The sequence below is a fragment of the Ktedonospora formicarum genome (genome assembly GCF_016587355.1).
Classification (GTDB): Bacteria; Chloroflexota; Ktedonobacteria; order Ktedonobacterales; family Ktedonobacteraceae; genus Ktedonobacter; species Ktedonobacter formicarum.
This window is the reverse complement of the sequence record NZ_BNJF01000001.1, coordinates 35,417-48,613: the sequence shown is the minus strand read 5'-3', so window position 1 is coordinate 48,613 and position 13,197 is coordinate 35,417. Positions and strand designations below refer to the sequence as shown.

Below are 13,197 nucleotides of genomic sequence, written 5' to 3'. Positions count from 1 at the left end.
GGGAAGTCCGTTTGAGGAATTGCAAAATAGCTGTCTACTCACGTCCACCAATGTCTACTGCGTGCGCATCCCAGGCGGCTTCAGCCCTACCACGTTATCTGGAAATCTTTTGTTGTCCACCGCCTTGGCTGTCAACTTAGCTGTCACCCACAAAAAGCCTCATTTTCTGACAACATCCTCCCAATATTCCCCACAGGAAGCCCGTAGAAATGTACCTTATAGCATAGAAATTCCAAATCACTGATTTCCATGAAACAAAGTTTAAATGGCATTATTTGGTCCACAGCATCTTATACATTCATAATGAAAGAAGGGGCAATATCCCGATGGTCACCATCTTCCCACTCATCTCTTTCAGCTCAACAAGATCAAATAGAAGAGAAAAAGAGGAAGGTATGAGAGAGGAGCAAGTGGAGTTGAATTGCCGATAGAGCGGGGGCAATACAGGTGACGGTCGAGGCATTTGAGCGACAATATAGCATAGCATGCGATATCTATTGCCAAGGTCATATGATGATTGAGAGGGGAAAACTGTGCGATATCCAACAGTGAGTACGTGTTGGATATCTTGGCGACGAACTGAATGAATGTAGGTTTGGGGTTGAAGAAGATGAGGAGGCCCTCGATGGGTTGCAGGAATACATTCTTCGGGCTTGCCAATGAGCAGAAGGGCTTCACCGGCGTTCTCGCGAGCCAGTGCCACACGTGCTTGCTGCTAGAGGGTGAGCATAAGCAAGGCTCTCCTTTGGCCCTTGGTCGGCATTGAGTGCCGCATTGCTGAAGGCATGCTCGGCTGCTTCCAGTTCCTGACGCACGAATGCGATCTTCCCCTCATAGAGGGTGACCCACCCCTCACCATGGCTGCGGCTCAGTGAGCAGAAGCGCTCGTGGGGCAACTCATCGCTCGGCATCTCTGAGTGAGCCACTGTGTGCTTGAGGTCTGCCAGGGTCGCTTGAGCCTCCTGTATCTGCCCTGTCGCAAGCAAGAGATCCAGGCGGCCCTGAGAGCATTGTTGCACAAGCCAGGACAACCCAACCTGTGTGGCAAGGTCGAGGGCTTGACGCAGATCTTGTTCGCTTGCATGGTAGTCGAGACCATATAACCGCGCTCTTGCACGCATGATGAGCAAGAGGCTCCATGCCTCGATGCTCTGGAAGTGCTCGCACCAGTGCTGCATCAACGGGGCTGTTTAGTACTTATCAATTTGACGTAGCATTCAACTACATAATAGAGGAGTAAAATTGGTCTATGTTTCTTTCCCCTCTTACCTAACATCTCTTTATTATGCTACACTATCCTTAGGGAAGAGGCGTTAGGTAAGGATCTTCTACAACAAGGAGGCGAGGACTGATGGCTGGAGGCCCACTCCCTCTGCTTCGCTGGTCGTCACAAGAGCAATGCTATACTATCACGCTTGGTTCACTTATACTTTCACCAGAGATTACTCACGCCAACAGCGCCTGGAAGGAGTGGCTCAATGGGATCACATCATTTGCTTTTGAAAACCAGTCGGGAGTCCATTGTACTATTCGCAAAGAACGGCTCCAGCGCGGAGATACCTATTGGTATGCCTATCGTTCCATTGAGGGACGGACGAAAAAGCGCTACCTTGGCCGAACGGCTGATCTCTCCTTTGAGCGTCTCGAAAAGATCAGTAGCCTCTTCTCGGCAGACCAACGAAAAGCCTCCAGATCAGTTTCCACAACTCTTCAGAGAGCAAATCACGTAACCCCAAACCATGAGATAGCCCTGGTTCCGGCTCCACTGCTCTCAACCAAATTGCATCCTCCCCAGCTTCCAGCCTTGCTGATTGAGCGCTCTCGCTTGCTCACTCGACTGAATAATAGCCTGATGCACAAACTTTCCTTGCTGCAGGCCCCGGCTGGCTTTGGAAAAACCACGCTGGTTAATCAGTGGCTCACCACGGTACCATCACCACCAGCTTTTCCTGTAGCTTCCTGGATTTCCCTCGATGCTGGTGACAACGACCCTTTCCGCTTCTGGCGCTCTGTGATAACGGCCTGTCAGAGGCTTTTGGGGCCAGAGCAGGGGCAGACGGCGCTCTCACTACTTGCCGCGGACACCTCTTTTCTCTTCGATAGGCCGCCGCTGGAGATCGCTCTGACACACCTGCTTAATCTTCTCGCTGAGCCATCCTGTGGAGGGCTGCTTATTCTAGACGATTATCATGTTATCACTGAGCCTTCTCTTCACAAGACGCTGGCTTTTTTCATAGACCACCTGCCGAAAACAGTTCATGTGGTGCTGCTCTCGCGAGCTGAGCCAGACCTCCCTCTTTTGCGATGGCGTGCAAGAGGAGAACTTTATGAGATGCATGGAGCCGATCTGCGTTTCTCCTCTGAAGAGACGGCGGTTTTTCTCCAGCGGGCGCTTCCAATCGCTCTTTCAGAGGCGGCGTTCAAAGAGCTTGACACTTCTCTGCAAGGTTGGGCAGCCGGACTTCGTTTGCTCTGCTTGACGCTCTCCAGATGGCAGACCTCGCAAGCTGTCGAGCAGATGCATCTTTTATCTGGCGACCAGCGTGATGACTTCTCCTCCCTTCATCGCTCTCTATTCGATTACTTTGCGACTGAGATTTTAGAGGCGCAGGAAGACACGGTGCAACGCTTCCTCTTACAGACCAGCGTGCTCAGCTGCCTCTGTGGTCCCCTTTGTGATGCCGTCACTGGATGTGAGGGAAGTAGCACGCAGTTGAAAACCATCGAGCGAGCTGGTCTCTTTCTGGAAACGCTCGAAGGGCCAGGAGAGTGGTATCGCTATCATCCACTCTTTGCGAAGGCAATGCGCCGTGAAGCCAGCCGTCACCTGGGTGAAGAAGCACTGCGAGCCGGTTCGCTGCGAGCTAGCATCTGGTACGAGCAAGAGGCACTCCTCGCAGAGGCCATAGAGGCCGCCTGGCAGGCACGCGATGTCGAGCGAATGGCCAAGCTGATCGAGCAGCTCAACGCGCAGAGAGATTTCAATGAACCCTACACGATGCGGCGGTGGTTAGAGCACCTTCCAGACGTGGTGTTGCAACACCACCCGATGCTTTGCCTCCTTCTTGCTATCGAACTCCGCTATCCGGTAGAGCTCCGCTTTGCTCAGACTGGGAGTACAGTGTCCGAGGCAGCTCTGCTTTCGCTTGTAGAACGCTCGCGTATCCAAACGCTGCTGCAGATGGCCGAGGAAGGTTGGCAAAACCAGGGAATACGCTCCTGGATCGGAGCTATCTGGGCCTTCCGCGTGTTGAGTGACATGTTAGATCAGAAACCATTTTCCTCTCTGGTGACCTCTGCCCAACAGGCACTGGTCTTCCTTCCTCTGAAGAAAGCATTGGATCACCCCCTCCTCATGTGGCGTGCGACCTGTCTGCTCATTGTGGGAATAGAAAAGCTCCACATGGGACAGGTCAGCGAATCTCGACAACTTCTTCTCCAGGCACAGAAAGACAGCGTCTCTCCTGGTAACACCCATCTCACGGTCGCTATCTGTTCGACGCTAGGGAAGATCCATTTGATCCAGGGCCAACTCTCGCAGGCAAAGCAATATCATAGTCAGGTGCTCTCTCATGCCAGAAAGCTTTTTGACGACGTGCAGGCCGCAGATGCGCTGCTTGAGCTGGCCTGGCTGGCCTATGAATGGAACGATCTTACAGGAGCAGAGCAGCAAGCACGCGAAGCATTAGAACTGGCACAGCAGGTCCGTCCACAGAGAACGGAACTCGTTGCCCGGGCAGAGTTGCAGTTTGCGCTCCTTGAGTATGCACGAAACGAGCCTGCCCTTGCCCTCCAACGTGTGACCACCCTTCTGGCTGACCCAGAGATAGGCGGGCAATTTGGCTCCCCCTGCTCAGACTATGAGCTGAAAAGAACATGGACACCTGAAAGCTTCTGGCTACTTTCCCGCCTCCACGATTGGCAAGGGCGGTTGAGGATAGCGACTGGCGATCTGTTGACAGTACAGGAGCGTCTGGATTTCCAGGCTCAAAACAGCGAGTGTTTCTCTTTCACGGAACAGCTGGGAGAACAGGTCCGGTGGGGGCGCCTGTGGCTCGCGCAGGGAAAGGGCAAGGCTGCGTTAGAGCAGTTTGCACGCCTGCTTCCTCTGGCGAAGGCTCATCTGCATCAGTACGCAGCCCTGGAGATTCAGCTCTTACTCGCACAAGCATATGCCGCCTGTAAACAGGAGCAGCAAGCTCGGCAGCAGGTTGTTGAAGTGCTTTCTCAAGCACAGCGTGAGGGTTTTCTCCGTCTCTTCCTCAATGAAGGAAAGCCGCTAGTACGTCTCTTGCGCTCGCTCCTGCCAGCTATCCAGGGTCAGGTATTACGTTTGTATGTTCAAACTATTTTGCGTACTGAGGCTCCGACACATGGACTGGAACATCCATCTCATACTGTTTTCTCCACTTCTGGGCCTGCTTCCTTTGTTGAACCTCTCTCGCTGCAAGAACAGCGCGTGCTGCGACTGCTGGGAGCTGGATTGCGCAATACAGACATCGCACAGGAACTGGTGATCTCAGTCAATACCGTAAAAACCCATGTCCAGAATATCTATCGCAAGCTGGGTGTCCGTAACCGGTTCGAAGCTGGTGAGCTCGCGCGGCGCTTGTCTCTGCCCTCCTCTTCCTGATCCTCTCACCTTCTTTTCCCTTCACCCACGCCCAATCATTCCATTGGATGAGGGCAACTCACCCACCAGCGCAGTATACTCCAAGCGTTCGAGCACGAAGGAGGAAGCGCGCACCAGACGATATCGCATATCCATCAAAGGATACCTGGACTCGTCTTGGCAGGAATAGTTCGAAAATCTTCAGATTGCTCCTGATAGACCCTGAGAAAACGATGCCGTGCGAAGCGCTGGTCGATCAAGCAGCGCTCTACCGGGTTCTGTTCAAGATTCGTAGCCTCGTCCTGCTCTCCCTTGAGGCAGACGAGCTTCCACCGATCCAGGGAGAACAATAAAGGTGTCGCACATCACACGCTTTCGCGCAACACCAAAACAGAAGGAGAACTCCTCAAGAATTGGAATACTCTCAACAGAAAAACAAGGAGATATTGATGTATACCTATGCAGGAAAAACGGCATTGATTACAGGAGCGTCATCGGGCATTGGGGAAGCCTTTGCTCATGCGTTGGCGGCGCGTGGAATGCATGTCATTCTCATAGCACGCACAGAGCCACGTCTGCGTGAGCTTGCACAGAAGCTTGCTGATACTTATAGGGTGCGTGCCGAGGTCATTCCTGCTGATCTGAGCCAGGAATATGCCGCTTCAGCTATTGCACACGAAGTGCAGGCACGTGGGCTCGTGGTCGACATGCTTGTGAACAATGCGGGTTTTGGCTCCTATGGTCACTTTACGGATGTAGACCCGCAGCGGCATCATGCGCAGGTGATGGTCAATGTGACGAGTGTCGTTGACATGACCCGTGCTTTTCTTCCCGGCATGGCTGCACGCGGTGAGGGGGCTATTATCAACCTTGCCTCCATCTCAGCCTTTGCGTCGATCCCCTATATGGCTGTCTATCCGGCCTCCAAATCCTTCGTTCTCTCGTTCTCAGAGACCTTAGCGGCTGAGTACAAGGATGACGGCGTCCGCGTGCTGGCACTTTGTCCTGGCGAGGTCAAGACAAACTTTACCCAGGTCTCGGGCAACCCTTCAGTTCCAGGGCCAACCATGACAACGGACGAAGTGGTCGCGTTCGCCCTCAAGAACCTGGAACGCGGACGCAGTTTTGCGATTCCTGGGGCGTTTAACACCATGATGAGCATCATCTGGCGCGTGCTGCCGCGCCGTGTCTTCGCGAATGCAGTGATGAAATCGCTGAAATCCAATCCCCCTCGTTGAGGACTGGCGTTGGCGGAAAAGATATATCTGCTCTGGGAAAAATGATTACGACGGAGAGCAATATTCGAGAAAAGAGACAGGGAGATGGGAGAAAGCAGTGTATGAGCGCGTGGGAAAGTTTTTTTGTGACAGCGGGAGGAGCCGCTGCGGTTCTGGCCGGACTCATTTTTGTCGGAATCTCGATCAATTTACAAAAAGTGTTAGAGAGAACCATTGTCTCGCGAGGAGCCTGGGTGAGCCTGCTGACACTGGTAGAAGTGCTCCTCATCTCCTTATTCATGCTCATCCCAGGGCAGACGCTTCCAGCGCTGGGGGCTGAAGTTGGGGGAATCGGCTTGATCTGTTGGATGGTGATGGCCATTGTGACCATCCATCAGTTCAAGCATGCACATCGGGATGGGTTTCCTGAAGGTCAGACATGGTATGGCAGACTTGCCATGATTCTGTTGAGTCAATTCATCACGGTACCATGTGTGGTGGGGGGAGTCCTGCTGTTGCTCAACAAAGAGAGCGGGATTGCCTGGACCTTGCCCGGGATCTTGTCTGCATTGCCCTATTCGCTCTATATGGGATGGGTCTTGACTGTTGAGGTCAATCGGTAGGGTGAGGTGTCCGGGGAGGCTAGCACATTCCCTGGCAAACGTTTTTCGAACACATGATTATATTTCACATGACCTAAGGAAGAAACACATGAAACAGGAGAGAAATGCACAACAATGGGATACCGATGTTCTCATCGTGGGATCCGGCCCGGTCGGCGTCACGCTCGCCTGCGCTTTAATGGCACGAGGCGTGCGATGTTGCCTCATCGAGCAGCGAGAGGAGCCGTATACCATTGTGCGGGCTCATGCTCTGCAACCTCGAACGATGGAACTGTTCGATCGTATGGGCATTATTGATCGCGTGTTGAAGCTGGGACGTGAGGTGCCTCCCTGGTATCTCTACGACGGCGACCGGTATATTGGAGAAATGGCCTTTGCCCCCCTCAAGCATGAACCCTACCCGGCTATGTGGTTTATTCAGCAACCTACCGTCGAGCGGCTTCTGAGAGAGCACTTGCAGGAGTTAGGCGGGACAGTCGAGTATCGTCAGCAGCTCGTGCAACTGTGTCAGGAGGAAGATGGGGTCATTGCGACCGTTGCGACTCCTGATACCACAACAGAGGTACGTGCCCATTATGTTGTCGGCTGCGATGGGGGACGGAGTACCACACGCCATCTGCTTGGTCTTCCCTTTGAGGGCAAGACGCTGCCTGGGCTGATGCTGATTGCCGAAGTCGATATGGATTGGGACCGCAGTCGGGATGGAGCGGCACACATCTGGGTGCATGCCGATGGTTTGTTCTCGGCGACCTTCATTGAGGAGGTGGGGAAGTGGCAGTTGGTTGTCGCCGCGCCGAAGATGAGCCAGGAGCAGGAGACAGAACCGTCACTCGCTCTCTTTCAACACTTGTTTGAGCAGCGAACAGGGGAAGCTCACACTCGTATGAGCAATCCCAGTTGGATGTCGATGTTTGTGCTGAACCAACGCCTGGCAACCCACTATCGAGTGGAGCGCGTCTTTCTCGCTGGTGATGCTGCCCATATCCATAGCCCCGCTGGTGGGCTAGGGATGAATACCGGTATTCAAGATGCCTATAACCTGGCCTGGAAGCTGGCGCTGGTGCTAGAGGGCAAGGCTACCCCCTCCCTGCTGGATACCTACGAGCAGGAGCGACGACCCATTGGAGAAGCGCTCTTACGCGATACGGAGGCCAATACTGGCGTGTTGCTGGGAGGGAATGCGGCTCTGCGTTTGCTTCGTGATCGTCTGGTGCTGCCCTTGATGGGTCTTCCTCTGCTGCAGCGCAAGGCCACGCAGCGAGGGGCACAGCTAGATCTCACCTATCGCACCTCTTCGCTCTCCCATTTCGACGACACAGCAGCGCAAGAGACCCTGTTCTCGTCCGAGCACCTCCGGGCACGATGGGACAGGCTCGCGTTTCGCTTCGCGCCACAGGCAGGCGATCGAGCGCCAGATATAGCGTATCTACGGACAGCTGAACAGCATGCGACCAGCCTCTTCCAACAGATGCGAGGAACCCGCTGGCACCTTTTGCTCTTTAGTGGTGGAGTATCTGAGCGTAACAAAAGCCCCATCCTGCCACTTCTCGACGTGGCACAGCACGTCAAGATCCATCTGGGCAGCGTTGGTGAAGAGGTCAAGCCGCTGCTCATTCTCAATACCAGCCTGCCAATACAAGGCCTTGATGAGAGTGTCAAGATCTTACTTGATCCTGAGGGGGAAGCGCATAGGCGCTATGGAGCACGAGGACAGGCACTCTACCTGGTTCGTCCGGATGGCTATATTGGGTTTCGCAGCCTGTCTCCTGGAAAGGCGGCGTTGCTCGATTATCTTGGATCGATCTTTGTGCTTCCACAGACACAGGGAGCCGAATACAAGGGAAACTATGCAACTCACAAGTAGATGGGCAACCTTCGCACAAAGTTGGGCGATCTCGCGGTTCGCAGGCGCGAGAGACGATTCTGGCAGCAACCATCCAATAGCAGCACACAAGAGTTTTGATGCGATGAGCATCGAGGCAGTCGCGGCACGAACCAGAGGGGAAAAGACGACGATCTTACCGTGTTGCTTCAGAGGATACTTCAGGTCGGGGAAACCAGCCACAGATTGGTAATGTGGTGCTGCATATGGAGTAGAAGAACAGCAATCAAAACTCTACGCAAACATGATCAAATGTGCGTTTGTTGCGCACAGAGAGATGCATTGACAGATGACGTTATCCCACTTTCATGGAGAGACGAAATACATGTATACTTGCCATGAAAGTGGGAAACTATGAAAAAACAAAAGGAGCCTTTACAGCCGATTTCAAATGAGAAGCTTTACGCCTGGTGGAAACAAATAAAATGAAGGGTGTTGACTCTGAAAGTGCGGAGCGTGCTTGCCACTGTCAGGCATCTTCCCTTTTGGGAAAGGTGACCGTAAAAGTCGATCCTTTTCCGACATCGCTCTCCACCGTGATGATTCCCCCATGGCTCTTGACGATCTCGGCCACAATGTAGAGTCCCATGCCCAGACCAGGGATCGCTCGCTGTCGGGGACCAACAACCCGATAGAACCGGTCAAAGATTTTGTCGCACTGCTCACGCGGAATACCCAGACCATGATCCTGCACACGGATCGTGACCGCATCTTCGGAGGCCCTCAGATCCATCTCAATGGTCTCCGCGCCGGGGGAATACTTGATGGCATTGCTCAGCAGATTGGTGAAGACCTGTCCCAATCGGTCGCGATCCCCCATCAGGCTGCTATGCAGCGTACCACGCACCACAATTGTATGGCTGGAATGAGTTTGTTGCATGGTCTCGACAACCTCCCGCAACAACACGCCGAGATCTACCATCTCCTGCCGATACTCGAGCTTGCCTGCCTGAATTTTGGAGACATCTAGCAGCTCCTCGACAAGTCGTTCAAGTTGTTTGACGGGCTTCTCCACCATTTCCAGCGCTGTGGCAGCCTCCTGCAGGGACTGTCGTTCAAGACGCCTCCTTGCTAGTTGAGTCTGCATCTTTAAGGCAGTGAGTGGCGTCTTGAGTTCATGGCTCGCCATGCTGATAAAAGCATCCTTGCGTTGTTCCAGCTCCTTGCGCGCCGAGTTATCCAGCACAAAACCGATTGATTGATTAGGGTGGTGTTCTAAGAGGATCGCACCCACAAGCACCGGAAGGTGGCTCCCATCTTTACATATGTACTCTTTCTCATAGGGTGTCATTGACTGCCGAGTGTAAAGTTCCTGATAGGCCTCTACAGTGCGAGCCAGATATTCAGGAGGGGTTATCTGCATCCAGTTGATGCCTCCTTCACGCAGATCTTTGCGGGTGTAGCCCGTCATGCGCAGAAAGGTGTCGTTTACGTCGACAATCTGGCTGTCTTCGCTGACAAAGATCCCGATAATGCTGGAGTTCATTAAGGCATTCACCCGCTCCTGACTCGCTCGTAAGGCAGCCTCCGTCCGCTTTTGCTCCTCAATATCAGTGCTGGTGCCAACCCACTTGACAATCTGGCCTGCTTCGTCACGTACCGGCAGGGCGCGCGTTAAAAACCAGCGATACACCCCTGTCTGAGCATTTATGAGACGCTCTTCGTGCTCAAACATGGCTCCAGTCTCCAGAGCATGCTGCCAGAGTTCTCGAGTACGGTCACGATCTTCAGGATGGATGAACTGGCAGCTTCGTTGCCAGTCACTTGGTGTCTGCTCTAGCTCGAACCCGATGTAGTCGTACAAGCGCTGATTTCTGTACTCATACGCGCCATCGGGTCGTACCATCCATACGAATTGCGGAACCGTTTCGGCGAGCACGCGCAGGCTCTCCCGGCTTTCCTTGAGCTGCTGCTCGGCTCGTTTTTTGTCATGAATATCAGTGCACGTGCCAAACCATTTGAAGATGGTGCCCTGAGTATCCTTGAACGGCGTAGCTCTGACCAGGAACCAGCGGTAGGCTCCGGTCGTGCTCTGGCGCATGCGCTGTTCAGCTTCATACGGCCTACCGTTCTGGACAGCATCCTGCCACAGCGCCAGGATGTGTTGCTGGTCATCGGGATGGATGCACTGTAGCCACCCATTTCCTTGTGCTTGCTCGGTAGCTATGCCAGTATAATCACACCAGCGTTGATTATACGAATCCACATATCCGTCGGGACGCCCAGTCCAGACCAACTGGGGGAGAGCATCGATGAGCGCATGGATTGCTGCTTCGGCGCGCTTGCGCTCGGTGATATCGGTCCCGACATAGACGAGGTACTCGACGGAGTGGTGCCTATCCTTGTGGGGAATGATCACTGCCTCAAGGTAAAGCTCCATTCCTTCCCTGGGATGAACCAGCGTCTCGAAACGCACCGTTTCCCCCCTGCTAGCTCGCGCAATGGCAGCGCGTAATTGATGTTGACTCGTCGGGGAAGAGGACCACCAGGGGGTTTCAGCAAATGGTTTGCCAATCACCTCTTCACGTTGGATCTGCGCATCTGCTAAGGGAACATCATTGATGTCCAACAAGATTCCCTCAGTCGTGAGAAACCCGATTCCCACATACATGCTCTCCAGGATATCAGTGACGTGGTATTGGTCGGGGAAAAACGCCTCCCGACTGGGCAACGGCTCTTCCATCTTGTGGAACTGCACCAGAATTCCCCTGACGGTTGGAGAGAGTTGTACGTGCAGCCAGGTCTGGGTCACGGGGGACACATACTCCACTTCAGTTGGTGCCCGGGTCTGTTTCGTCTTCTGGACAGCCAGATAGAGCGAAGGGCTGACCAGTTGGGGAACGTTGCACCAAAAGCTGTTCCCAACAAGGGTCTCTGGTGAGACCCCTAGCATCGTCTGTGTGCTTGTATTGGCATACACAATCTTCTCAGCCTCATCGAGAAAAAACAAGGCCCCAGGATACGTCTCAAGCAGCGTGAGAGGTGTCTCATGTGAGACGGATGTGAGAGACTTGATTGGCTTGCTATTGGACATAGATGTGGTCAACCTCCCTTACCCATGCACCCATCTCTGGCAGCGAAGATGCGTACCGTCTCTGACCTCAAGAAGACATTTAGAAGAAGGCTATTGAATACTACGCTATTATCAAGCAACAAGCAAGCTGGACGATTGGTTCCTGGTGAATTGCAAGTAACTGTCTACTCATGTCCACCATTGTCTACTGCGTGCGCATTCCAGACTACTTCATCCAACCCATAGTCTGGATGTCTTTTGTTGTCCACCGCCTTGGCTGTCAACTTTAGCTGTCACCCACAAAAAGCCCCATTTGCTGCCAACATCTCTCTATGCTCTCCCCAATTGGCCCTTAAACTACGCTATAAAGCGCAATCACAGTTTTTAAATATTTTTATCTAAATATAGCTTTTTAGCGCAAAACAATTCTACACCAGCTCATACCTTCTTAATGAAAGAAGGGCAAATATCCCGATGGTCACTTTTCTCCCATTTGTTTCTCTTAATTCAGTCAGGACAAATTGATGGTACAGAGGCATCTTCTGGAAGAACCTACTACCAGCTAAAAAGGTCTACCAATTTCACAAAAGCCTACCAATTGGAGAGAGAAAAAGTCTGCCATCTTTCCGAATGCCACTCTCTCAAGCCGCTTGAAGAGCTGATCAAGGTACAAAGGAGTTTGTACCTTGATCAGCTCTTAAGTATCTCAAACTCAAATCATACAGTATTGGAGACTATGGGTTTTATATCCATCCTGAATTGTTGGCACACGCGGAACCTGCCAAATAAATGTAATACATGTTATCGGCTACAGCACGTTCCTCGTTCAGCTCACCTTGTGTGGTTCCTCCGTCAACTTCTTCTCCCAGACTCAATTCTTCAGGGAATTTGGGAGTCTATAGGGACAGCCACCATTCGCATCAGGCAAGCAAATACGGTAAAGTATAAATTACTATCAGCACTTTTGTCCCTATCAGGCGTACCTGCTCTACGCGAAAGGGGCATTCACGCCTTCTCCTTAGTCGGGGTTGCTCTTCTCATAAGTGAGGCATCTCTGTCCTGCTGCGATGCGCGCGGACTTCTCACTTAGGAGTCAAGTAATCACCCTGCCTAAAGGGTTCACGAGACTTCCTTGCAAACATCTCGCGCGAGGAGAGGACTTCTTCCTCAGCAGCAGTGTAGCAACAAAACACATCAGTCAACAACAACGCATCACACCCATCTCGAACAAGAAAAAGGAGGAAACAACAACCAAGAAAGGATATCCTGGAAAAGAGGGGCAGTATCCTTTCCAAGAAAGCGCAGACCAATCGATCGAAGGGCATTCCGGTCATGATTTCCAGCAACTGGACTCCAAAGAGGATTCTCTCCCTCTATCAGTGGGCGTCATTCCTCTCCACGCTTGGCAGTCGCGCACAAGGGTTCGCGGCCAGTATGGAGCTCACCTACGGCGTTGAGCAATTGCCGGTTTCTATCGCCCTGGCCATTTCGTTCTTGCTCAACTATTGGCCGTCCATCATCTTTCCCCTCGTGGGAGCGCTGGTATATTACGACGCTTGCGATCCAGAAGCTGGTCGGTGGGCGTAAGGAGGCGATCAATGCCTATCTCGAAACGCATGAGGAGGAGATCAAGGCGCATCATGCGCGCCTGGAGATCAAGCCCTCCTTCAACCGCAAGCCTGAACCCATCACGGAGATGATCCACATTGCTGAGGAGCCGACCGCTTTCCCCTGGGGCCATGCGGAAACGCAGGAAGCAGAAGCGTGAAGATGCGCCCGATCTGTTTTCGTTGCCAAGCTGTACCTGCTGGCAAAATGCCTCAATGGACTGGACCTGAGCAGTCAACGTG

Annotated in this window: 7 protein-coding genes; 5 read left to right on the top strand and 2 right to left on the bottom strand. The window is 52.9% G+C overall.

The features are described from left to right. Window positions 1–674: 674 nt before the first annotated feature. Window positions 675–1,178: a hypothetical protein gene (locus tag K3T82_RS00195; RefSeq protein WP_220191498.1), complete on the bottom strand. Its 504-nt coding sequence runs from the start codon at window positions 1,176–1,178 to the stop codon at window positions 675–677. A 173-nt stretch (window positions 1,179–1,351) separates the two neighbouring features. On the opposite strand from K3T82_RS00195, the gene K3T82_RS00190 reads away from it, so the two are divergent. The 4 genes from K3T82_RS00190 to K3T82_RS00175 all read left to right on the top strand — a co-directional run bounded on the left by K3T82_RS00190 (window position 1,352) and on the right by K3T82_RS00175 (window position 8,316). Further along, window positions 1,352–4,633, top strand: a complete 3,282-nt coding sequence (locus tag K3T82_RS00190) for a winged helix-turn-helix domain-containing protein (RefSeq protein WP_220191497.1) — start codon at window positions 1,352–1,354, stop codon at window positions 4,631–4,633. Between the two features lie 428 nt (window positions 4,634–5,061). Next, window positions 5,062–5,850 carry an SDR family NAD(P)-dependent oxidoreductase gene (locus K3T82_RS00185; RefSeq protein ID WP_236030888.1) on the top strand — a complete coding sequence of 263 codons (789 nt, stop codon included), beginning with the start codon at window positions 5,062–5,064 and terminating at the stop codon, window positions 5,848–5,850. 101 nt (window positions 5,851–5,951) lie between these two features. Beyond that, complete coding sequence (locus tag K3T82_RS00180; protein ID WP_220191496.1) at window positions 5,952–6,452, top strand: hypothetical protein; 501 nt, start codon at window positions 5,952–5,954, stop codon at window positions 6,450–6,452. An 88-nt stretch (window positions 6,453–6,540) separates the two neighbouring features. Continuing rightward, on the top strand, window positions 6,541–8,316 hold the full coding sequence (locus K3T82_RS00175; RefSeq protein WP_220191495.1) for an FAD-dependent monooxygenase: 1,776 nt from the start codon (window positions 6,541–6,543) through the stop codon (window positions 8,314–8,316). A 487-nt stretch (window positions 8,317–8,803) separates the two neighbouring features. On the opposite strand, the gene K3T82_RS00170 is transcribed toward K3T82_RS00175, so the two are convergent. Next, window positions 8,804–11,368 (bottom strand): PAS domain-containing sensor histidine kinase, encoded by a 2,565-nt coding sequence (locus K3T82_RS00170; RefSeq protein WP_220191494.1) that lies wholly within the window; start codon window positions 11,366–11,368, stop codon window positions 8,804–8,806. Between the two features lie 1,432 nt (window positions 11,369–12,800). Here K3T82_RS00170 and K3T82_RS00165 point away from each other — a divergent pair. Next, window positions 12,801–13,115, top strand: a complete 315-nt coding sequence (locus K3T82_RS00165; RefSeq protein ID WP_220191493.1) for a hypothetical protein — start codon at window positions 12,801–12,803, stop codon at window positions 13,113–13,115. Window positions 13,116–13,197 lie beyond the last annotated feature (82 nt).